Genomic DNA, 23,133 nt, shown 5'->3' with positions numbered 1-23,133 from the left:
CATAAGTTTTCGGAGGCAACGTGAAGGACATTTTCAACTTCTTCGAGAAGCCGAAGGACCCGCTGTCGTTCAACGCCATCCGCATCGCGCTGGCGTCGCCCGACAAGATTCGGCAGTGGTCGCACGGCGAGGTGAAGAAGCCGGAGACCATCAACTACCGTACGTTCAAGCCGGAGCGTGACGGCCTGTTCTGCGCGCGCATCTTCGGTCCCGTGAAGGACTACGAGTGCAACTGCGGCAAGTACAAGCGCATGAAGCACCGCGGCGTCGTGTGTGAGAAGTGCGGCGTGGAGGTCATCCAGTCCAAGGTGCGTCGTGAGCGCCTGGGGCACATCACGCTCGCCACGCCCGTGGCCCACATCTGGTTCCTCAAGTCGCTGCCCAGCCGCATCGGCAACCTGCTCGACATCACCCTCAAGGAGATGGAGAAGGTGCTGTACTGCGAGAGCTACATGGTCATCGACCCGAAGGCGACGCCGCTGCAGCGTGGCGAGCTCGTCTCCGAGGAGAAGATGCACCGGCTCTTCCAGGAGCACGGCGAGGACTCGTTCACCGCGGGCATGGGCGGCGAGGCCGTCCGTGAGATGCTCAAGTCCCTGGACGTGGAGAAGCTGTCCGAGGAACTGCGCAAGGACATGCGCGAGACCACCAGCGAGGCGAAGCGGAAGAAGTACGCCAAGCGCCTGAAGGTGGCCGAGGCGTTCCGCGTCTCCGGCAACAAGCCGGAATGGATGATGTTGGACGTCATCCCGGTCATCCCGCCCGACCTGCGTCCGCTCGTTCCCCTGGACGGTGGCCGCTTCGCGACCTCCGACCTGAACGACCTGTACCGCCGCGTCATCAACCGGAACAACCGCCTCAAGCGGCTCCAGGAATTGAACGCGCCGGACATCATCATCCGCAACGAGAAGCGGATGCTCCAGGAGGCCGTGGACGCGCTGTTCGACAACGGCCGCCGCGGCAAGACCATCACCGGCCCGAACAAGCGGCCGCTGAAGTCGCTGTCCGACATGCTCAAGGGCAAGCAGGGCCGGTTCCGTCAGAACCTCCTCGGCAAGCGCGTGGACTACTCGGGCCGCTCCGTCATCGTCGTCGGTCCCGAGCTGCGCCTGCACCAGTGCGGCCTGCCGAAGATCATGGCGCTCGAGCTCTTCAAGCCGTTCATCTACAACAAGCTCGAAGAGAAGGGCTACGTCACCACCATCAAGTCGGCGAAGAAGATGGTGGAGAAGGAGCGTCCTGAGGTCTGGGACATCCTCGAGGACGTGATCCGCGAGCACCCGGTGCTCCTCAACCGCGCCCCCACGCTGCACCGTCTGGGCATGCAGGCCTTCGAGCCCGTCCTCATCGAGGGCAAGGCCATCCAGCTGCACCCGCTGGTCTGCGCCGCGTTCAACGCCGACTTCGACGGCGACCAGATGGCCGTGCACGTGCCGCTCTCCATCGAGGCCCAGATGGAAGCGCGCGTCCTGATGATGTCGACGAACAACATCCTCAGCCCCGCGAACGGCAAGCCCATCATCGTCCCGACGCAGGACATGGTGCTCGGCATCTACTACATGACCCGCGCCCGCGAGTTCGCCAACGGCGAAGGCCGCGTGTTCGCGTCGCCGGAGGAAGTGCGCGCCGCGTACGACCACGGCGAGGTGCACCTGCAGGCCAAGGTGGTGTGCCGCATCGACGCCAAGCGCAAGGAGACCACGGTCGGCCGCGTGCTGCTGTGGGAAGTCGTTCCGCGCCGCGTGGGCTTCGACGCCATCAACAAGGTGCTCGACAAGAAGTCGCTCGGTAACCTCATCGACCTCTGCTACCGCCTCACGGGCGAGAAGGAGACGGTGCTGCTGGCCGACCGCATCCGGAGCCTGGGTTACTTCCACGCGACCCGCGCCGGCATCTCCATCGCGCTCAAGGACATGATCATCCCTGCGAAGAAGCAGGAGTTCCTGGACTACGCGCGCAAGGAAGTGGCGGAGATCGAGAACCAGTACCTCGAGGGCCTCATCACCGACGGTGAGCGCTACAACAAGGTCATCGATATCTGGGCGGAGATCACCGAGAAGGTCGCCCAGGAGATGATGCAGCAGATCTCCACCGACGAGGCCACCGGGGACGTGGACGGCAAGCGCATCTCGCGCAAGCAGCCGTCGTTCAACCCCATCTACATCATGGCCGACTCGGGCGCGCGCGGCAGCGCCCAGCAGATCCGTCAGCTGGCCGGTATGCGCGGCCTGATGGCCAAGCCCTCCGGCGAAATCATCGAGACGCCCATCACGGCCAACTTCCGTGAAGGCCTCTCCGTGCTCCAGTACTTCATCTCCACGCACGGCGCCCGCAAGGGTCTGGCGGACACGGCGCTCAAGACGGCCAACTCCGGTTACCTCACCCGCCGTCTCGTCGACGTGGCGCAGGACGCCATCATCAACGAGTACGACTGCGGCACCATGGACGGTCTGTTCATCGGCGCCCTGGTCGAGGGCGGCGAGATCATCGAGCCGCTGGGTGAGCGCATCCTGGGCCGCGTGGCCCTGGACGACATCCTCGACCCCGTGACGGGCGAGGTGCTGGTGCGCGCCAACGAGGAGATCGACGAGGAGCGCGTCCGCCGCATCGAGAACAGCGGTCTGGACCGGGTGAAGATCCGCTCGGTGCTGACGTGCCAGGCCAAGCGCGGCATCTGCGTGGAGTGCTACGGCCGTGACCTGGCGCGTGGCCGCAAGGTGTCCGTCGGCGAGGCCGTGGGCGTCATCGCGGCGCAGTCCATCGGCGAGCCGGGTACCCAGCTCACGATGCGCACCTTCCACATCGGTGGTGCGGCGACGCGGCGCGCGGAGCAGTCCAGCCTGGAAAACCGCTACGCGGGCTCCGTGAAGTTCGCGGGCCTGAACACGGTGCAGAAGGCGGACGGCACGCTGGTGGCCATGAACCGCAACGGCGAGCTCGTCGTCGTCGACGAGTCGGGCCGCGAGCGCGAGCGCTACCAGATCATCTACGGCGCCCGCATCCTGGTGAAGGAACATCAGAAGCTGGAGCCGGGCGTGCTCCTGGCCGAGTGGGACCCGTTCGCGATTCCCCTGCTCACGGAAGTGGGCGGTGTCGTGCGCTACGAGGACATCATCGAAGGCGTGACGATGTCCGAGACGCTGGACGAAGTGACCGGTCTGTCTCGCAAGACGGTCATCGAGTCCAAGGACCCGGAGGCGCGTCCGCGCGTCACCATCCGCGACGCGCAGGGCAACGTGAAGGACCTGCCGTCCTCCCGCAACCAGGCGAGCTACTTCCTGCCCCAGGGCGCGATCATCACCGTGAACGACACGGATGAGATCTCCGCGGGCGAGGTCATCGCCAAGGTGCCGCGTGAAACGACGAAGACCAAGGACATCACGGGCGGTCTGCCCCGCGTGGCCGAGCTCTTCGAGGCGCGCAAGCCCAAGGACGCGGCGGCGATCGCGGAGATCGACGGCGTGGTGTCCTTCGGCAAGGACACCAAGGGCAAGCGCAAGCTCATCATCACCCCCGAGGTGAGCGGCGAGCAGCGCGCGGACCTGGCCAAGGAGTACCTGATCTCCAAGGGCAAGAGCATCAACGTCCACTCCGGCGACCGCGTGAAGGCCGGCGAGGCGATGATGGACGGCGCGGCCAACCCGCACGACATCCTCAAGGTGCTGGGCGAGAAGGAACTCGCGCGCTACCTGGTGGACGAAGTGCAAGAGGTCTACCGACTGCAGGGCGTGAAGATCAACGACAAGCACATCGAGACGATCGTCCGGCAGATGCTGCGCCGGGTGCGCGTCACCGACGTGGGCGACACCAACTTCCTGGTCGACGAGCAGGTCGAGAAGTGGGTGTTCGAGGAGGAGAACGAGAAGGTCATGGCCGAGGGCAAGCGCCCGGCCGTGGGTGAGCCGCTGCTGCTCGGCATCACCAAGGCCTCGCTCTCCACCGAGTCGTTCATCTCCTCGGCGTCGTTCCAGGAGACCACCAAGGTGCTCACCGAGGCCGCCATCAACGGCAAGGTGGACTACCTGCGCGGCCTCAAGGAGAACGTCATCATGGGCCGGCTCATCCCCGCCGGCACGGGCCTGCCGAACTACAAGCACCTCGACATCGAGGTGGAGAGCCCCACGGACGAGGTCAACGAGATGGAGGCCGCCCTGGCCGCCACCCACGGCGACGGTCCGCTGACCCCTCCGCCGTCGCGGCCGGACACCCGGTCCACCGACGTCGCCTAGTGCTTCCTGAGGAGCGTCCCTGACGCTCCCGGCAGTCAGCCGCCGTCCTGGGTCACCCGGGGCGGCGGCTTTCTCGTTTTGCACACTTCGTCTTCTGTCTCCTTGACAGTATGTCGCGGTGCGTTATGTTGACGCATCACGTTATACGAGCCCGGGAAGCCGGGCGGGGGAGCAGGACATGACGACGACGAGCGCGAAGGTGACGGCCGTGACGCAGAACGTGGAGAACTTCCTCAAGGGGCAGTTCTCCCAGGCCCAGAAGCGTTTCGAGGGTCTGGAAGGGGAGGCCAACAAGGCCTTCAAGGCGCTGGAGACGCGGGGCCAGGACGCGGCGAAGGAGGTCCAGGCCCTGTGGGTGAAGGTGCAGGCGGGTGAGCTGCGCACGGACCCCCGGGTGCAGGAGCTGAGCAAGAAGGTGGATGCGGCCAGCGTGGAGCTGCGCAAGCGGCTGGATGCGCTGCAGGCGAAGGTCGTGGAGGCCGTGGGAGTTGCCAGCCAGTCCCAGGTGGAGCAGATCACCCACGAGCTGGGCCGCCTGTCGAAGAAGCTGGATGTACTGCTGAAGCCCACCCGTCGGGCCCACGGCGCGACCAAGAATTCGGGCGGCGCGGCGTCTTCTCCGCGAGCCTGAGCAGCGTTTTCATAACCTGGGGGGTGTGCTTAGGTGGCCGCCCCCTTTAGTTCGAGCCCCGGGTTTCCGTTGAGGGAACGCCGGGGGACTCCCGGAGCGACTTCATGGACAACAACACCGAGGCCCCCCGAGAGAAGACCTCCGTGGCGGAGGCATTCGAGCGCATCTGGAGCCAGGCGCTCCTGGCGGTGAACACGGCGGAGGAGGAGGCCTCCCGCGCCGCGCAGCGCGTGGCGTCCGTCGCGGGCTGGAGCCAGGACGAGGTGAAGCGTCAGGCCCGTGAGTTCGCGGAGCGGCTGACGGGGCACCGCAAGGACCTGGAGCACAACGTGGAAGAGCGGGTCCGCACGGCCCTGACGTTGCTCAAGCTGCCGCGCCGCGAGGAGTTGCAGGCGTTTGGCAGCCGACTGGAGCGCCTCTCCGAGCGCATCCAGGCCCTGGAGCACCGCAAGTGAGTGGACCCGCCGCCTCGGGCGGCAGGTCGCTGGGAACGCGGTTCTTCGCGGGGCTGCATGCCCTGAGCAGCGGGTGCTCCCGGCTCCCGTTGCTCGCGGGCGTGGCGCTCGTGGTGTCCGCGCGGGTGGTGCCCCTCTTGGAGGAGCCCGCCCCCCCGTCCGTCGTTCCCGAGCTGGTGTCGCAGGAGTCCGTCTCCGAGGAGGCGATGCTCATCGACGCGGTGCTGGCCAAGCGCGCCCCGGACCTGGGGCTCACGCTGCGCCGGCGCCTGGGACAGGCCATCGACGAGGAGTCCCGCCGCACCGGGTATGATCCGCTGCTGGTGCTGGCGCTCATCGACGTGGAGTCCGACTTCGAGGAGGAGTCCATCTCCGACAAGGGCGCGCGGGGCCTGATGCAGATCAAGCCCAGCACGCTGCACTTCCTGGCGGAGAAGGAGGGGCTGCGGCTGTCGCGCGAAGAGGTGGTGGCCGACCCCGCCGTCTGCGTGCGCCTGGGCATCCGCTACCTGCGCTCGCTGCAGAGCCGGTTTGGCGGCGACCTGGACCTGGCGCTGATGGCGTACAACGCCGGCCCCACGCGCATCCGGGATGCCCTGAAGGCCGGGGAGCTGGAGAAGTTCCGCCGCTACCCCCGGGCCGTGCAGCGCGACTTCCGCCGCTTCCGCGAAGGCCATGGCCTGGGCGGGGACTGGGCGCTCGCGCAGCGGGAGCTGCCGCCCGAAACGCCCGGCGCGACGACGACCGCGGCCCCCTGACGGACGCCGTAGTGCCTTCCCGGTGAATGTTTGGGGCCGTGGCGGGTTCCAACCCACGCCACACTCGCCTTGTCCCGCTCCCCGGGGTGCGCTAAGTCGTTGCAAGCCCCCGGGACTGTTGAGGATTCCCTGGAGGGATGCCCCCCATGTCTCGTCCGTCCGCCCGCATCGCGCTCACTGTCGCCGCCACGCTGGTCCCCCTGTGGGCCCTGGCCGGCTCTGTCTTCCTCAACGGCGTCAACATCGACGGCGTGAAGAGCCAGCGCTTCGAGAAGGCCACCGTCCGCATCGACGCGGAGGGCAACGTCCACATCGACGCGCCGGGGTATGCCGCCCGCGTGACGACCGTGACGCCCACGCCGGCGGCCCCCGCCGCGAAGCCTCCTCCGGCCTCGCCGCCGGCCGCGGGGGCCCCTGTCGATGCCGGCGTCGCGACGGCGCCCGTTCCGGCGGCTCCCACGGCGCCCGTGCCGGGGCGCATCACCCAGCGCTACTGGCTGGTGACCGAGCAGACGACGCCGGGCATGACGGACTTCGACATCGACGTGTACGTGAACTCGCGCTGGGTGCGTCGTTTGCGCAACAACGAGGACCAGGTGGCGCAGGACATCACCCGTGAGTTGCGCCCCGGGCCGAACGCGGTGACGCTGATTGCCCGCAAGACGCCCGGAGGCACCCGCCGCAGCACGTCCGCCAGCAACGTCTTCAAGGTGATCATCGGGGAAGGCAATGAGGGCGGCGGCAACGTGATGATTGACACGCCCCTCATCCGCTTCCAGAAGACGGCTGCGGACGCGCAGGATGCGACCGAGGAGTTCACCCTCACCACCCGCTGACACGGGAGGGCGCGGGGAAGGGAGACGACGGTGTTCACCATCGACGAGCGTTACCGGGGGCTCCCCGCCAGTCGCGACCAGGTGCTCGCGTTGCACCTGTCCCTCAACGCGCCGCACGTGGCCATCCCCGGCAAGCAGGCCGGGCCGGCGCAGGCCTTCGTGGTGGGACTGCGCGGAGGGCAGGGCGCGGGCGTCTTCGTGTACCTATACCTGGTGGAGGCCGGTGACTGCGCGGTGTACGTGTCCGGGCGGCGCGTCCAGTCCGCGGACGAGCTGCGGGAGGACGAGGACGACGCGCTCGGGTTCGTGGAGTCGCTGGGCTTCATGATGGACAACGCGAACTGGCGCGCGGTCGCGCCCGCGCAGCAGGACGAGTGGCTCAAGACGCTCCCCGTCTTCTTCAAGGAGCCCACGCTCGTGCCCGCCGTGAAGGCCCGCGCCGAAGAGAAGCGCAACGTCGCCACCACCCTGGGCCGCTTCCTGGCCGCGTTCTGAACCTCCACCCCGGATTGGCTCCCATGTTCCGCATCCCTTCCGCCTGTTGCCTCGCGTTCGTGCTCGCGTCCTGGGGTTGTGCGCACGTCCCTACGGAGAAGGAGCGCGAGAGTTCGGAGATCCACTACGACCTGGGCGTGCAGGCCCAGCAGCACGGCCACGTGCAGGACGCGCTCATGGAGTACCAGAAGGCGCTGGAGATGAACCCGGGCAACCCGGAGGCCCACAACGCGATGGGCATCCTGCTGCACCTGTCCTTCCGGCGGCTCGACGAGGCCGCAGCCCATTACGAGAAGGCGCTGGAGCTGCGTCCGACGTTCTCCGACGTGCGCAACAACCTGGGCAACCTGCGGTTGGATCAGGGGCGCTACGACGACGCCATCAAGCTGTACGAGGCGGCGCTCAACGACATGCAGTACCGCTTCGGCTTCTCCGCGCAGGGCAACCTGGGGTGGGCGCTCTACAAGAAGGGCGACACCGTGAACGCGCTGCAGAACATCAAGGCGGCGGTGACGACCAACCCGGAGTTCTGCATGGGCTTCCGGAACCTGGGCATCATCTACGACGAGACGGGCAAGACGGAGGAGGCCTGCCAGCAGTTCGCCCACTACCGCGAGAAGTGCCCGGACACGGCGGAGGCCTACCGCCGCGAAGGCGTGTGCCAGGCGAAGCTCGGGAACGTGGAGGCGGCGAAGGCGGCGCTCGCGGGCTGTGAAGCCAAGGCGCAGGCCTCCGAGCAGCTGCTCAAGGACGACTGCCGCTCACTGCTGCAACACCTCTAGCCGGGGGCCCAGGGGACCGTGGATCACGTCGACTTCGGCAAATACCTCAGTCAGCAACGCGAGCTCCGCGGGCTGTCGCGCGAGGACGTCTCTCGGGAGACGAAGATCCCCCCCAGCCTCGTCGCGGCGCTGGAGGCGGGGCAGGTGGAGCGTCTGCCCGAGCGCGTGTTCGTCCTGAACTACATCCGCGCGTATGCCCAGGTCATCGGGCTTTCGCCGGAGGAAGCGGCGCTGCGCTACGAGGAGGTGGACCGGGCGGTGCCTGCTCCCTCGCCGGTGCAGTTGGAGAAGGAGCGGCGCAAGCGGGCGTACGTCATCCTGGCCGCGGTGCTGGCGGTGCTGCTCCTGGGCGCGGCCCTGTTCCTGGTGCTGACCGGGAAGCTTCCCTCACCCCTGGCGCGTTGAAGGGGGATCATGGAGCGGTACGCCGACGACGCGTTCGTGCTGTCCACGGTCGACTACGGTGAGTCCGACCGGATGGTGACGCTGCTGACGCGCGAGCACGGCAAGCTGACCGCGTTCGCCGCGGGAGCGCGCAAGAGCAAGCGCCGCTTCGCCGGAGCGCTGGAGCCGTTCATGCGGCTGCGCGTCCAACTGGTGGAGACGCGGGGCAGCACGGTGCGGCTGGACTCCGCGGACATCGTCTCCGGGTTCTACGCCGCGCGTGAGGACCTGTCGCTCATCGCGCGGGCGCTGTACGCGGTGGAGCTGTGCCGCGAACTCACGCGCGACCATGAACCGCACCCGGAGCTGTTCCTCCTGCTGGAGGCCTATCTCCACCGCCTGGACGCGAAGGAGGCGGGGCCCACGTCGCTTTTGGCCTTCGAGCTGTCGGCGCTGGCGCAGGCCGGACTGATGCCCCGCTTCGACTCCTGCGCGCTGTGCGGCGGCGCTCCCGGTGAGCGGCCCCGATTCGACCAGGGGCACGGCGGCGCGGTGTGCGAGCCGTGCGGCGGACGGGCCCGCGATTCGGTCGCGGTGCCGGTGGCGTTGCTGTCCGGGCTTCGCTCGCTGCAGGAGGGCGGGCGGACACCGCTGCCTCCCGACCTCCGGGCCCGGGCGCGCGGTCTGCTCAACGTCTTCATCGCGCACCATCTGGGCCGGCGGCTCAAGAGCGTGGACTTCATGGCCCAGGTGGGCCTGGACTGAAGCGCGGTCCCGCGCGTTCGCGGGCAGGGGGAGCGTCCCATGCACGAGGCTGGACCGCTGGACGTGGTGTGTGTCGGCGAGACGCTGGTGGACTTCCTTCCCGCGGCCGGTGGCGCCTCGCGCGTGCGGGACGTGGACGCCTGGCGGCCTTCGACGGGCGGCTCGCCGGCGAACGTCTCCGTGGGGCTCGCGCGCCTGGGGCTGCGCTCGGCGATGGTGGGCGTGGTGGGCTCGGATGAGTTCGGCCACTTCCTGCGCGATCGGCTGGCGGCGGAGGGCGTGGATGTCAGCCGTCTTCGCCAGGTGGACCACGCGCGCACGGGCCTGTTGTTCGTGTCGCTGGATGCGCGGGGCGAGCGCAGCTTCACGTTCTTCCGGACGCGTTCGGCGGAGTTCCTGCTGGATGGCTCGGACGTGGACGGGGACTTCGTACGGCGCGCGAAGGTGCTGCATTCCGGCTCCAACTCCCTGGTGTTGCCGGAGGCGCGCGAGGCCGTGGTGCGCCTGCTCACCCTGGCGCGCGATGCCGGGATGATCGTGAGCTGTGATCCGAACCTGCGGCTGCACGTGTGGCCGGAGCCCGAGGAGCTGCGGGTCCTCCTGGGACGCATGCTGCCGCTGTGCACGGTGGTGAAGCTGTCGGAGGAGGAGGTGCCCTTCGCGACCGGCGCGCGGACGCCCGAGGAGGCCCTGCGGCATCTGGACGGGCTGGGCGTGCGGCTGCCGGTGGTGACGCTGGGCGAACAGGGCGCGGTGTTCCTCTGGCGGGGCGAGGTGATCCACGTCCCCGCCCCCCGCGTGACGGTGGTGGACACGACGGGCGCGGGGGATGGCTTCGTGTCGGCGCTGCTGCATGGGCTGGTGCGCTGGTACGGCGATGCGCGCTCGCTCGCGGACGCGACGCGGGAGGAACTGGTCGCGCTGATGACGTTCGCGGCCGACGTGGGGGCCCGGGTCGTGACGAAGCTGGGCGCGGTGGCGGCGCTTCCCCGAGCCTCCGAGGTGGAGGGCCTGCTGCCCACGCGTCCCGCTGGAGCGGACTCCGTCCAGCGCGCCGCGCGTTGAACCCGGACGCCGGGCCGGGTCAGGCTCCCGTGCTTCAGTGCGTCCAACGTGGCCCACCATCCCACCGGGGAGGGACCGATGAGCGACCCAAGACCTGATGCGACGTCCTCCACCACCGCCAGGGTCCGGGGACTGGAACAGATCGACCGGCTGTCCGTGCCGCTGCCGCACGGCACCGAGGTGACGACTCGCGTGGAGCGCGTGGCCTCCGCCGGGCGTCGCATCCCCCAGGGCGTGGTGGGCCGCGTCGTGCGCGCGCATGACGGCGGCTTCGACGTGCAGATCGTCGGCGTGGGCGAGGTGTGGTTCGCGCGCGACGAACTGGTGCCCCGGCGCGTGGGCCAGGTCCAGTTCGCCCAGCGGCGCGAGGCGGCCTGGGGCGCGCTGCGGCCTTGCGTGGTGCTGGAAACGCGCGTGGGCAGTCACGCCTGGGGGCTCGCGGACGAGCGCTCCGACGTGGACGTGCGCGGCGTGTTCGCGCTGCCCCTGTCATGGACGCTGGGCCTGGGACAGGCGCCGCAGGATCTGGTGAGCGCGGATGGCAGCACCACGTACTGGGAGGTTCGCAAGACGGTGGAGCAGGCCCTGCGCGCGGATCCGAACACGCTCGAAACGCTCTTCGTCCCCGGCGCGACGGCTTCGGACGTGCTGGGCGAGTGGATGCTCGAAGCGCGCGAGGCGTTCGTCTCCAAGGCCATCTTCGGCAGCTTCGGGCGCTATGCCATGAGCCAGCTCGACAAGCTCACCCGCAGCCAGCGGCTGGCGGAGCACCGCGATCTGCTCCTCGCGTGGCTGTGCGAGGACCCCACGCCGGACCTGGACGAGGTGGCCCGGAGGCTGGCCGCCGTGTCGCCGCGGAGCGCGCCCACGCCCGAGGACGGGGTGCTCGCCGCGAAGACCTACGTCAAGCAGCTCTACCGCTCGCTCTGGGACCAGGGGTTGCTCGCGGCCAACGACTTCGCGGCGCTGACGGCGTACGCGCGTGGCGGCGGTCAGCGGCCCCCGTCCGCCCGGGAGCTGCGACCGAAGAACGCCTACAACCTGCTGCGTCTGGTGGCGCTGGCGACGGGGTGGCTGCGCGACGGGGCTCCCACCTTCGAGGCCACGGGGGCGCTGAAGGCACGGCTGCTCGACATCAAGGGCGGGCAGGTGCCGCTGGAAGACGTCCTGCGCGACGCGGAGGCGATGGCGCCCGCGCTGGAGGCCGCGCACCGGGAGAGCCGGCTGCCGGAGCACCCGGATTACGCTCGCGCGGACCGGCTGTTGCGGCGGGTGGGGGATGAGGTGGCGCGGCGCTGGGTGCTGAAGACGCCCGGGCCCCTGGGACGTGACGCACCGGAGGCTCCGGCGCTGGAAGGAGGGACGGAATGAAGGGCACGATGACGGAGCATCAGCAGCGGATGGCGGACCGGGTGCTGGACGAGGAGTCGCGCAAGCGCGAGCACCTGGTCGTCGCGCTCTCCGGCGCGCATGCGTACGGCTTTCCCTCGCCGGACAGCGACCTGGACCTCAAGTCCATCCACATCGCGTCCACCAGCGCGCTCCTGGGCCTGCAGCCCCGCCACCTGAACGCCGAACGGCTGGAGGTCGTGGAGGGCGTGGAGGTGGACTACTCGTCCAACGAGCTGCAGCCGGTGCTGCTCGGCATCCTCCAGGGCAACGGCAACTACATCGAGCGGGTGCTGGGGGCCATCCCCGTGCGGACCCTTCCGGAGCTGAAGACCCTGCGTCCCCACGTGCGGGCCGTGCTATCGCGCCGCATCCACCGGCACTACCGGGGCTTCGCGCACGGCCAGCTCCGAGAGTGGGAGAAGAGTGGCTTCCGCTCCGCGAAGAAGCTGCTGTACGTGCTGCGCACCACGCTCACCGGCACGCATGCGCTGCGCACGGGCGAGGTGGAGACGGACGTCACCGTCCTGCTGGAGCCCTATGGTTTCGGCGACGCCCACGCGCTGGTGGAGCAGAAGCTCCGGGGCGAGCGCAGCGAACTGCCCGAGGCGCTCAGCGAGCGGTGGCAGGGCGAGGTGAAGCGCGCCTTCGAGGTGCTCGACGCGGCCGACGCGGACTCCCGGTTGCCGCTGGAACCCCCGGCCCCTGCGGTGGCGGCGCTCGAAGGGTGGATGCTCGACGTGCGGCGCCAGCGGTTTGGCGCCTGACCTGTTTTCCCGGCTCTCCGGGGCGGCCCGGCGAGGAAGGGGCGGCCGCCCGTGAAGACGATCATCGACCTGGGAAGGTCCGGCAGGTAACATCCCCGTGGCCATGAGCACGCAGGGTGGCGCCGGAGAAGATCCCGACCGGGGGCGGCGCATCGGAAAATACGAGATCCTCACCCGCCTCTCGATGGGAGGGATGGCGGAGCTGTTCCTCGCGTTCACCTCCGGCCCCGGTGGCTTCCGCAAGTTCGTCGCGGTGAAGCAGATCCTCCCCGACATCAAGAAGGACGACCAGTTCGTCAAGATGTTCCTCGACGAGGCGCGCATCACCGCCGCCTTCTCGCACGCGAACATCGGACAGGTTTTCGACCTGGGGGAGGAGGACGGCGAGCTGTACCTCGCCATGGAGTTCCTGCCCGGCCAGAACCTGGAGCAGGTGGTCAAGATGGCGGCCAAGCGCAACTACGCGCTGCCGCTGGGCTTCAGTGCCCGCGTGGTGCGCGACACCTGCCTGGGCCTGCACTACGCCCACCACTTCATGGATCCGTCGGGCCGTCCCGTGGCGGTGGTGCACCGGGACGTGTCTCCGAAGAACGTGATGATCACCTACGACGGCGTCGTGAAGGTGATCGACTTCGGCATCGCCAAGGCGCGCGGCAAGCTGGGCCGCACGCAGGTGGGCACCGTGAAGGGGACCAGCGGCTACATGTCCCCGGAGCAGGTTCGCGACAAGGGGCTGGATGGCCGCAGCGACCAGTTCTCCACGGGCGTGATGCTGCATGAGCTGCTGGTCGGGCAGCGCCTGTTCAGCGCGCCGGGCGAGGCCGCCGTGATGATGCAGATCGTGGACGGGGACATTCCCGTGCCGCGCTCGCTCAACGCGGCGATCCCCGAGGCCCTGGAAGCCGTGGTGCTCAAGTCCCTGTCGCGGGATGCCGCGCAGCGCTTCGGCACCTGCCGCGAGATGGCGCGCGCCATCGAAGCCTCGCTGGGCTCCGAGCTGTACGACGAAGACCAGATGACCGCCGTCATGGGCGAACTCTTCGAGGAGAAGCGCCAGAAGACGCGCACCCTCCTGGAGCTGGCCAGCCGCGCCGAGGACGCCCGCGTCAGCGAGGCCGCCGGAGCGCTCCAGTCCGAAGAGGGCAGCGACACGGCCGCCGCTGCCTCCACCGCGCAGGTGCAGTCGCCGCACGCGGGCGCTTCCTCCGCGAATGCCGCGCCTTCGTTCCGCCCCACGCCTGTCCGGCGCACGGCTGCCGAACCGACGACCCCGCCGCGCGCGGGCGTGACCCCGCGTCCCGCGACCGGAGCCGCGGACGCCCGGGCCCCGCGCAGCGACACGCCCCCGATGACGCCGAGGGCGCAGCGGCCCGCGGACGCCGCCTCCACCGCGCGCCCGATCCGCCCTCCCGCCGACGCCGCGCGGGCGAACCGGCCCCGTCCCGTCGCCCGCCCGGAGGCTGCCGAGGCGCGGGCCACGCCTCCCGACGACGCGCTGTTGGATCCGCCCAGCGATCTGCAGACCCAGCGCTTCCGCACCCGGCCCGCGCGCTCCGGTGCCGGGCCCGCGCGGCCTTCCCGTTCGGCGGAGGACTCGACGGAGGCGCCCCCCGCCCGTGAGCGCTCCGGCTGGCTGGGCAAGGTGGTGCTGCTCCTCGTCCTGGGCGGCGTGGGCTATCTGGCGACGCTCGAACCGGTGCGCCGGCTGTTCATGCCGGCGTATGAGTCCGCCAGGCTGTGGGTGAAGACGGAGCTGGAGGCGACCCCGCCCGTGGACCCCGCGAAGGTGGGGAACTGGCCGCCGAAGCCGTCCGGTCCTCCGCCGGGCTTCGTGCAGAAGACCGAACCGGAGAAGGCGCCTGAAGCAGCGCCGCCTCCTCCTCCTCCGCCCGAGCCCGTGGTGGAGGCCCCGCCCCCCGAGGAGCCCAAGGCCCCCGTCGCCAAGGGCGGTCGCAAGCCGAAGGCGACCCCGCAGGCCGCCACGGCGGAGAAGACTGTCGCGGCGAAGACGGAGGCCCCGGCGCCGAAGCCCGCGCCGGAGCCGTCGCAGCGTGCTCCGGAGCCCGTCACCACCGTCACGCAGACGCCGGAGGTCGCGGAGGTGCTGGACACCAGCACCGCCAAGGGCGCGAAGAAGGCGGGCCTGGGCTGGTTGACGCTCTACACGGTGCCGAAGAACGCGGCCGTGTTCGACGGCTCGACCCAGTTGGGCACGTCACCGCTGATCAAACTGGCGACCCCCGCGGGCACCTACCGCCTGCGCGTGGTGGATCCCCAGGACCCGGGAGGAACGAGCAAGCTGTTGTCCGTTCCCATCCGTCCGGGCGAGGTGACGAAGCTGCAGATTCGACTGGCCGACCTCCCGTCCTACACGGAGTGACGGCCGTCCTTGACGCTCCCGGACCCCCTCACTAGGGTCCGCCGCGTTCCGCCTTCGACGCACTGCGGGAAGGACTCGCCAGCCATGTACTTCCAGGATCTCATCCTCACGCTCCAGAAGCACTGGGCCGACCAGGGATGCATCGTCACCCAGTCGTACGACCTCGAGGTCGGCGCGGGCACGATGGCCCCGTACACGTTCCTGCACGCGCTCGGGCCCGAGCCGTGGAACGTCGCCTACGTGCAGCCCTCGCGGCGCCCCGCCGACGGCCGCTTCGGTGAGAACCCGAACCGCCTGTTCCAGCACCACCAGTTCCAGGTCATCCTCAAGCCCGCGCCCAAGAACGTCCAGGAGCTGTACCTGGAGTCCCTGCGGAAGGTGGGCCTGGACCCGATGGAGCACGACATTCGCTTCGTCGAGGACGACTGGGAGTCCCCCACGCTGGGCGCCTGGGGCCTGGGCTGGGAGGTGTGGTGCGACGGCGAGGAGGTGACGCAGTTCACCTACTTCCAGCAGTGCGGCGGCTTCGACTGTCGCCCCGTGGCCGCGGAGCTGACGTACGGGCTGGAGCGCCTGGCCAGGTACCTGCAGAACGTGGAGAGCGTCTTCGACATCGAGTGGGTCAAGGGTGTGAAGTACCGCGAGGTGTTCCACGCGAACGAAGTGGAGATGAGCAAGTACGCCCTCCACGAGTCGGATCCGCAGATGCTCTTCGCGCTGTTCGACGCGTACGAGAAGGAGTGCAAGCGCCTCATCGAGCGCCACCTGCCGTTGCCCGCGTATGACTACGCGCTCAAGTGCAGCCACGCGTTCAACCTGCTGGATGCGCGCGGCGCCATCTCCGTCACGGAGCGCGCGAACTTCATCAAGCGCGTGCGCGACAACGCGCGCCTGTGCGCGGAGGGCTACCTGCAGATGCGCGAGCGGCTGGGCTACCCGCTGACGAAGACGCCGTGGACCGTGGGTGAGCAGCCCCCGGTGCTGGAGGGCAAGCCCGCCAGCGACTACTGGAAGACGGTGACGCTCAACAAGCCCGTGGAGAAGAAGGAGAAGACGGAGGTGGCCCGTGGCGCGTGATCTGCTCCTGGAAGTCGGTGCCGAGGAGATCCCGGCGTCGTTCATCGTGCCCGCGCTGGAGGACCTGAAGCGCGTGCTCTCCGAGCGCATGGCCGACGCCCGCCTGAAGCACGGCGAGGTGCGCACCTTCGGGACGCCGCGCCGGCTCGCGGTGCTCGTGCGCGACGTGGCGGACGCGGGCGAGGACGTGACGAAGGAGGTGCTGGGGCCCAGCGCCAAGGCCGCCTTCGACGCGCAGGGCAAGGCGACCAAGGCCGCGGAGAAGTTCGCGGAGAGCCTCAAGCTGTCGGTGGACGCGCTCGGGCGCACGACGACGCCCAAGGGCGAATACGTGTCCGCGCGCGTGGAGGAGAAGGGCCGCCCGGCGGACGCCATCCTCCAGGACGCGGTGCATGCCGCGGTGCACGGCATCAACTTCAAGAAGTCCATGCGCTGGGGCGATGTGGACACGTCCTTCGCGCGTCCGGTGCAATGGCTGGTGGTGCTCCTGGGAGACACGGAGCTGCCGGTGGTGCTCGGCGACGTGAAGAGCGGGCGGACCACCTACGGCCACCGCTTCCTCGCGCCCGCCCCCATCGCCCTGAAGGCGCCCGCGGACTACGAGGCGACGCTGGAGAAGGCGCACGTCCTGGCGGACATCGGCAAGCGCCGCGCGTCGCTCGTGGAGAAGTTGACCGCCGCGGCGCAGTCGGCCGGCGGACAGCTCATGGAGGACGAGGGCCTGGTGGACCAGGTGACGAACCTGGTGGAGCTGCCGAGCCCCGTGGTGGGCAGCTTCGACCCACGACACCTGGACCTGCCGCCAGAGGTGCTGGTGCAGGAGATGAAGAGCCACCAGCGCTACTTCTCGCTGCTGGACGGGCAGGGCAAGCTCCTGCCGCGCTTCATCGCCGTGTCCAACACGCCGGTGCGCGACGCGCAGCTGTCCCTGCGCGGCTACGAGCGCGTGCTGCGCGCGCGGCTCGCGGACGGGCGCTTCTTCTTCGACGAGGACCGCAAGACGCCGCTGGGCGACCGCGTGGAGAAGCTGGGCCGCGTGATGTGGCAGAACCAGTTGGGCACCTACCTGGAGAAGGTGGAGCGCTTCCGCTCGCTTGCGGGCTGGCTCGCGCAGGCCACGGGCAGGGCAGGGGAGGCGGCCACGGTGGAGCGCGCCGCCACGCTGTCCAAGGCGGACCTGGTCACCGGCATGGTGGGCGAGTTCCCGGAGCTGCAGGGCGTGATGGGCCGCGAGTACGCGAAGGCCGGCGGCGAGCCGGACGCGGTGGCCCTGGCCATCTATGAGCACTACCTGCCCCGGGGCGCGGAGGACGCGCTGCCGACGCAGGACGCGGGCGCGCTCATCGGCCTCGCGGACCGGTTGGACTCGTTGTGCGGCATCTTCGCCATCGGCAAGGCCCCGTCGGGCGCGGCGGATCCGTTCGCGCTGCGCCGGGCGTGCCTGGCCATCATCCGCATCGTGCTGGGGCGGGGCTACCGCTTCAGCCTGTCGGCCGCGGTGGACGAGGCGCTGCGCCTGTTGGCCCCGAAGCTGGTCAACGTGAAGCGCAAGCCGGGTGAGGCCGCGCCGCGCGAGCAGGTGCTGGAGTTCTTCCGCGGCCGCCTCAAGGCGCTGTGGGGTGAGCACCACCGCACGGACGTGGTGGAGGCGGTGCTGGCCGTGGGCTTCGACGACCTCGTGGCCGCGAAGAAGCGCCTGGAGGCGCTGAGCCCGCTGGTGGGCCACTCGGACTTCCAGCCGCTGGCGGCGGCCTTCAAGCGCGTGGTCAACATCGTGGAGAAGCAGGGCAAGGACGTGGCGGGCGGGCAGACCAACCCGCAGCGCTTCACCGACGAGCCGGAGAAGAACCTCCACACCGCCTTCACCCAGGCGCGCGACAAGGTGGGCGAGCGCGTGCGCGCGGACGACTTCGCCGGAGCCCTGCGCGAAATCACCGGCCTGAAGCCCGCCGTGGACACCTTCTTCGACAAGGTGATGGTGATGGCCGAGGACAAGGACCTGCGGGAAAACCGCATCCGGTTCCTCACGGAGATCGGCGCCCTGTTCAACCAGGTGGCGGACTTCTCCAAGATCCAGGCGGAAGTCGCCGCCGCCTGAAGCTTTACCACCGCAGCGTGCCCGCTCCCCCACCAGGGGAGCGGCACGCATTTTTCGGGCTTTCGCGGCCTGCGGCGTGGGTGGGTGTCGTCGGGAGGGCAACCGGGAATAGCGACAGCCCTATTCAGTTGCCCGGGGCAGGGCCCCGTTCCTACACTCCGCCCCCCTCTGATGCGCCTCCATTTCCTGACCCCCGCGCTGTTGCTCCTCGCGGCGTGTTCGATCGAATCCGAACCGAACCCGCCCCCGTCCACCCGCTTCGTGTACCCCAGCGGGGTGGCCTTCTGGCGCCCACCCGCGGCTGGCGGTCCCTCGGCGAGCAACGGCTACCTCTTCGTCGCGAACGCGAACTTCGACAACTGCTACGACTCCGGCTCCGTGGTGGCGCTCAACCTGGACGCGCTGAGCACGCAGGCGGATGGCCAGTCCGTGCCGGTGCCCCGGCTGGGAACGGCCGTGCCGGCAAGCCCGCTCACCTTCGAGTCCCTGGCCACGTCGGCTGACTCCCTGGTGCAGATCCGCAGCTTCGCGGGTGACATGGGGATGTGGGTCAACCCGGCCAACGGCCTGCCGCGCCTGTTCGTGCCTTCGCGCGCGGAGGGCAACAACCTGCACGCGGTGGACGTCAGCCTGGCGGGAGATGGCGCGCCGGTGCTCACCTGCGTGCAGGGCGGCGTGGACTGCCGGACGGGGGCGCTGTCGCTCACGGACGACATCCCGGCGTCGCTCCAGGAGTCGGGCCGTCCGGGCCTGCCCCGCGCGCCGTCGCCCATCGGCGTGACGGTGGATGACGCGAACGGCACGCTCTACGTGACGCACTCGGAGGCGGCGGATTCGCCCGCGAACTCCAGCACCAACTTCGAGAACTATCTGGTCACGCTGCAGGTGGCGAACCCCACCCGCGACACGCTGGGCTTCATCCCGCTGTCGCCGGAGGGCTACCTCTACGGCGGCTCGGACTCGACGACGGTGGGGGCGGGGTACCTCTACGTGTCGGGCCGCAACTTCGTGGCCGGCGACAACGGCACGGTGGCCGGCAACTTCGTGCTGCGGCTGGTGGACAAGACCGTGTCCGGACGCGTCCTGGAGCCCGTCCTGTCGTCCGTCTACCGCATCCGCGAGGCGCGCGCGGTCCGCGTGGTGCCCCGGCCGGTGACGGCGGCGGAGCTGGCGGTGCGTCCCAACTTCGTGCGCGAGCGGCTGTACGTGCTGGCGCGCGGCCCGGACACGCTGCTCACGCTCGACTTCGAATACGACGCGGTGCCGGGCCAGCAGGCCACGGACCCTTCGTTCCGGGTCATCTCCGCGGTGCCCATGCCGGACGGCGTCAGCGACATGCTGATCATCAGCCGGCAGGGCGCGCCGACCAGCACGGACACCAACATCCTCGCGGTGACGAGCACCGGCGACAGCGCGGTGTCCCTCTACGACGAGGCGCTCGGACAGGTCGTCGTCCAGGTGCCGCTCGTCAATTCGCAGAACCAGACCAGCAACCCGTCGCAGGCCTTCGGGCTGACGGTGGACAACCCGGCCGGCGTGAACGCGGCGCGGCTGTTCGTGACCAACTTCGGAGACGGGCAGGTGGCCATCGTGGACATCCCCGACCTCACCCGTCCGCAGGACGCGAAGCTGGTGGCACGGCTCGGCACGCAGCAGCAGCGGGATCCGAACCAGGGCACCAGCGTGTGCCAGGAGAATCAACCTTGAAGCGCGGCATCCCTGCTGCCCTGTTGCTGAGCGCCGCCAGCCTCACGGGCGCCTGTTCCGACACCACCTCCACGGCGGGCGCCGCGGGCCTCACGGGCACGTATGACGTGGTGCTCTCCAACCAGCTCGTCTTCGTCACCTCCCAGGACCGGGACGAGCTGCGCGTGTTGGATCTCACGCGCTCGCCGCGCGAGTTCATCCCCGCGCCCAACCCGCTGGAGCCCCTGTCCATCCCCGTCGTGGCGCGGCCTGACGCGCTCACCCGCGACGTGGGCTACGACGCCGAGGGCAACGACGTGTCCGGCCCGTACATCTACGCCCGCAGCTCCGGCGGCCGGAGCATCTCCGTGGTGGCCGCCGACCGCGCGCGCCTCAACGAGGTGACGCGGCTGTCCACCGGCCAGCTCATCACCGCCTTCGCCGCGCACGCCCCGGTGGCGGAGGGCCAGCCGAGCGTCCTGTACTACGCGCTCCAGACCCGCCCGGAGGCCGCCGAAGCGCTCTGCGGTCCCTTCGGGGGCGGGGTGGTGATGCGCCAGGACCTGCCGGCCCCGGACGCCTTCGACGCCGCGACCCTTCCGGCCGCGCTGCCCGTCTTCTGCCTGCAGCCGGCGGACACGGTGCTGTCCATGATCACGCTGCCCGCGCGCGCGGGCGTGACGGACTCGCTGGTGATCGCCATCCGCAACGTGACGGGCACCAGCCGGCTGGTGCGCGCCGTCGCGGACGGTGCCTCGGTGGAGGTCGCCTACAAGCGTCCGCGCCCGGCGCCCTACACGGTGCCGACGTACACGGACCTGGTGGACATCCCGGCGCGGCTCGTCACCACCCATCCGGCCTACGGCCCGACGACGGCACGCGTGTCCCAGGGCCGTTATGTGTACGTGGTGCTCGACGAACTCACCTGCGTCTCCGCGGATTGCGAGGGCGTCATCGCGCTCGACAACGGGCCGGATCCGCTGGCGCCGTCCGCGACGCCGGTGCTCGCGCGGGATGTCACCGGCGCGCCCATGCTGACGCTGAGGCCGCCCGCGGGCCTGCCCACGGGGCTCACCCTGCGCGCGGGCCTGGAGGTGCGCGAGTTCCTGTCGGACAACATCGCCTACACGTCCCCCATCCCGCTGCTGGGCATCGTGCCGTCGTCCAACGGGCAGGTCACCCTGTTCCGCGCGGATGAGCGCCGTGCCTTCAACCTGGACCGGGACCCCACCACGGGGCCGCTGCACGCGTCGGTGTCGGTGGAGCTGCGCGACGGAACGGAGAACATCCGGACCGACCAGTTCCAGAGCATCCGGGTGGAGCAGCCGGGCTGCCCGCAGCGCACCGACGTGGCCAATGCGACGGCCTTCCTCTGTGACGGGACGCTGCCCTCCGGGACCTACCGCTTCGTCTTCCGGGGCATCCTGCCGGGCCTCATCGACCTGACGCGCGACCTGACCGTGGAGGATGCGCCCTTCCTGGTGGAGACCTCGCTGGCCGCGGCCCGCGCCGTGATTCCGGGCGACTCCATCGTGCTCGCGAACAACGTGGGCGCCTGCGCGCAGACCGTCCGGGTGCTCCGTCTGGAGGATCTGGGCGACGGTCGCACCCGGCTCTACCCGGACCTGGGGGACGCGGACACCCTGGGGGCGCTGGAGACGTGCGCCACGTATCCGAACTACTCCGTGCGCGCCGGTCCGACCGCGAAGCCCTTCGTCCTCTACTCGGGCCTGGAGAGCAGCGACTCCTACGTGCAGCGGCTGGACGTAGGGGAGGCCTACACGGTTTCCAACTTCCTGGATTATTACTACCACGCGGATGGCTTCGACCTGGGCCTGGACCCGGCCAAGCCGACTCCGACCTTCGCGCCCGCGCCGCTGTCGCTCACCCTGACGGCGACATTCGGAGATGCCTCACGGCTCAACGCTGGCGACCGCTACGTGGTGACGCTGCTGCCGCGCTTCCGCCGCTACATCTTCGGCGTGGACATCAGCAGTTCGAGCAACCTGACGGCCTACCGCCTGCCCGGCTCCGTGGTGGCCACGGACGTGGATGGCTCCAGCCTGGCCTACATCGCCTATCCTTCGGCGGACGGCGTGCTGCAGGTGGCCCTGGAGAACATCACCGACAACGCGGACAACCTCCAGTACCTCCGGGCCTTCCAGTAACTGGGCGGGCCTGACCGGCTCTGCTATCGTTCCCCACGTTCAGCATTTCCCGAGCCAAGACCGATGATCGATCAGAACTCCCGTCCCGCACGCAAGGTCGGCATCGCCGAGCACCTGTGGGAGACGTACGAAGAGATGGCCCAGCAGATGGGGTCGGATCGCGACGCGCTGATCAACCAGGCGCTCTTCATGTTCGCGCGCCTCAACGGCTTCATCGACGTGAAGACGAAGGCGGAGCCCGTGGTGGCGGCGGTGCCCGCGGCCACGCCCTCTGCGCGTCCGGCCTCGTCTCCGCCCCCCGCGGCCGCGTCCAAGGGGGCGCCGCCGGTGCTCGCGCCCGCGCGCGCCGAACCCGCCCGGGCCTCCGCCCGCAACGTGGAGGAGCGTCCGTCCTCCAACGGCCTGGACAATGATCCGGTGCGCCGCGAGGTGGCCGAGCGCGTCCTGGAGACGGCCGCCGAGCTGGAGCGGCTCATCAAGGGAAAGAACGAGCCGCCCCCTCCCTCCGCCGACGACATGATCGAGGACGAGGAGGAGGAGCCCCTGCCCGAGCAGGAGGATCCGCCGCTCGACGACGAGCTGGAGGACGAGCCCCCCGAGGAGGCCGAGGAGGAGCCCGCGGAGGAGGCCGACGAGGAGGAGGGCGCGTCGCTCTACCTGGTCACCGAGTCCGGTGAGCAGGAGAAGATCATCAAGGACCGCTACGTCATCGGCCGCGGCAAGCACTGCGACTTCGTCATCAACTCCGGCAAGGTGTCGCGCGAGCACGCCGTCATCGCCCGCGACGGCGGCGAGTTCTACATCGAGGACCTCGGCTCCTCGAACGGGACCTGGTTCAACAAGCAGCGCATCAAGCGCCGCAAGGTCGAGGACGGGGACGAGTACTTCATCTGCAGCGAGAAGATCCGCCTCGTCATCCACTGATGACGCAGTGCCCCCCGGTTCGATGGGCCTGTTCAGCATTTGACGGGATCCGGGCCTCCCTGGTTTGATGGAGGTCGCCTGCCCTCCTTGGGGACAGGTGCCGAATGACACCTGTTCAGTCCGTGCTGTGGACGATTCTGGGAGTGGCCCTGGTGATTGCGGTGGTGACCGACGTGCTGCGCCGGCTCATCCCCGATGCCTTGACCTATCCGCTCATCGTGCTGGGGCTCGGGGTGCGTGGGTG

The 23,133-nt window shown here is 69.7% G+C and carries 18 protein-coding genes; all 18 read left to right on the top strand.

What is annotated here, in order from left to right; translation table 11 throughout:
- The first annotated feature begins 20 nt into the window (after positions 1-20).
- The 18 genes from rpoC (at position 21) to D7Y13_RS11105 (ending at position 22,889) form a co-directional block, all read left to right on the top strand.
- Positions 21-4,229, top strand: a complete 4,209-nt coding sequence (rpoC, locus tag D7Y13_RS11190) for a DNA-directed RNA polymerase subunit beta' (protein ID WP_120533433.1) — start codon at positions 21-23, stop codon at positions 4,227-4,229.
- A 178-nt stretch (positions 4,230-4,407) separates the two neighbouring features.
- Positions 4,408-4,860 carry a hypothetical protein gene (locus tag D7Y13_RS11185; protein WP_120533432.1) on the top strand — a complete coding sequence of 151 codons (453 nt, stop codon included), beginning with the start codon at positions 4,408-4,410 and terminating at the stop codon, positions 4,858-4,860.
- Positions 4,861-4,964: 104 nt separating this feature from the next.
- Complete coding sequence (locus tag D7Y13_RS11180) at positions 4,965-5,315, top strand: phasin family protein (protein ID WP_120533431.1); 351 nt, start codon at positions 4,965-4,967, stop codon at positions 5,313-5,315.
- Positions 5,312-6,073, top strand: coding sequence for a lytic transglycosylase domain-containing protein (locus D7Y13_RS11175; RefSeq protein WP_120533430.1), 762 nt, complete (start codon positions 5,312-5,314; stop codon positions 6,071-6,073). Before D7Y13_RS11180 ends, D7Y13_RS11175 begins: the two co-directional genes overlap by 4 nt.
- 146 nt (positions 6,074-6,219) lie before the next feature.
- Positions 6,220-6,909, top strand: coding sequence for a hypothetical protein (locus D7Y13_RS11170; protein WP_120533429.1), 690 nt, complete (start codon positions 6,220-6,222; stop codon positions 6,907-6,909).
- Positions 6,910-6,939: 30 nt separating this feature from the next.
- Positions 6,940-7,404, top strand: coding sequence for a social motility and stimulation tgl protein (locus D7Y13_RS11165; RefSeq protein WP_120533428.1), 465 nt, complete (start codon positions 6,940-6,942; stop codon positions 7,402-7,404).
- A 23-nt stretch (positions 7,405-7,427) separates the two neighbouring features.
- Entirely contained in the window at positions 7,428-8,186 is a 759-nt protein-coding gene (tgl, locus tag D7Y13_RS11160) for a social motility TPR repeat lipoprotein Tgl (protein ID WP_120533427.1), read from the top strand.
- 18 nt (positions 8,187-8,204) lie between these two features.
- On the top strand, positions 8,205-8,591 hold the full coding sequence (locus tag D7Y13_RS11155) for a helix-turn-helix domain-containing protein (RefSeq protein WP_120533426.1): 387 nt from the start codon (positions 8,205-8,207) through the stop codon (positions 8,589-8,591).
- Between the two features lie 9 nt (positions 8,592-8,600).
- On the top strand, positions 8,601-9,335 hold the full coding sequence (gene recO / locus D7Y13_RS11150) for a DNA repair protein RecO (RefSeq protein ID WP_120533425.1): 735 nt from the start codon (positions 8,601-8,603) through the stop codon (positions 9,333-9,335).
- A 39-nt stretch (positions 9,336-9,374) separates the two neighbouring features.
- Positions 9,375-10,400 (top strand): carbohydrate kinase family protein, encoded by a 1,026-nt coding sequence (locus D7Y13_RS11145; RefSeq protein WP_120583494.1) that lies wholly within the window; start codon positions 9,375-9,377, stop codon positions 10,398-10,400.
- 78 nt (positions 10,401-10,478) lie between these two features.
- Positions 10,479-11,771, top strand: a complete 1,293-nt coding sequence (locus tag D7Y13_RS11140) for a DNA polymerase beta superfamily protein (protein ID WP_120583493.1) — start codon at positions 10,479-10,481, stop codon at positions 11,769-11,771.
- A complete protein-coding gene (locus D7Y13_RS11135; RefSeq protein ID WP_199732754.1) occupies positions 11,768-12,556 on the top strand; it encodes a nucleotidyltransferase domain-containing protein in 789 nt (262 codons plus the stop codon). Before D7Y13_RS11140 ends, D7Y13_RS11135 begins: the two co-directional genes overlap by 4 nt.
- A gap of 103 nt (positions 12,557-12,659) precedes the next feature.
- Positions 12,660-14,936, top strand: a complete 2,277-nt coding sequence (locus D7Y13_RS11130) for a serine/threonine-protein kinase (RefSeq protein ID WP_120583492.1) — start codon at positions 12,660-12,662, stop codon at positions 14,934-14,936.
- Between the two features lie 84 nt (positions 14,937-15,020).
- A complete protein-coding gene (gene glyQ / locus D7Y13_RS11125; protein WP_120533421.1) occupies positions 15,021-16,013 on the top strand; it encodes a glycine--tRNA ligase subunit alpha in 993 nt (330 codons plus the stop codon).
- The gene (gene glyS / locus D7Y13_RS11120) at positions 16,003-18,111 is read left to right on the top strand and encodes a glycine--tRNA ligase subunit beta (protein WP_120583491.1); all 2,109 of its coding nucleotides are present in this window, start codon (positions 16,003-16,005) and stop codon (positions 18,109-18,111) included. Before glyQ ends, glyS begins: the two co-directional genes overlap by 11 nt.
- 171 nt (positions 18,112-18,282) lie before the next feature.
- Positions 18,283-19,818: a YncE family protein gene (locus D7Y13_RS11115; RefSeq protein WP_120583490.1), complete on the top strand. Its 1,536-nt coding sequence runs from the start codon at positions 18,283-18,285 to the stop codon at positions 19,816-19,818.
- Positions 19,815-21,965 (top strand): hypothetical protein, encoded by a 2,151-nt coding sequence (locus D7Y13_RS11110; RefSeq protein ID WP_147444285.1) that lies wholly within the window; start codon positions 19,815-19,817, stop codon positions 21,963-21,965. Before D7Y13_RS11115 ends, D7Y13_RS11110 begins: the two co-directional genes overlap by 4 nt.
- A 63-nt stretch (positions 21,966-22,028) precedes the next feature.
- The gene (locus tag D7Y13_RS11105; protein WP_120533417.1) at positions 22,029-22,889 is read left to right on the top strand and encodes an FHA domain-containing protein; all 861 of its coding nucleotides are present in this window, start codon (positions 22,029-22,031) and stop codon (positions 22,887-22,889) included.
- Positions 22,890-23,133: the final 244 nt, after the last annotated feature.

The organism is Corallococcus praedator, from assembly GCF_003612125.1.
In the GTDB taxonomy this organism is placed as follows: domain Bacteria; phylum Myxococcota; class Myxococcia; order Myxococcales; family Myxococcaceae; genus Corallococcus; species Corallococcus praedator.
The sequence above is the reverse complement of the archived record's forward strand: the minus strand, read 5'-3'. Positions and strand labels throughout refer to the sequence as shown.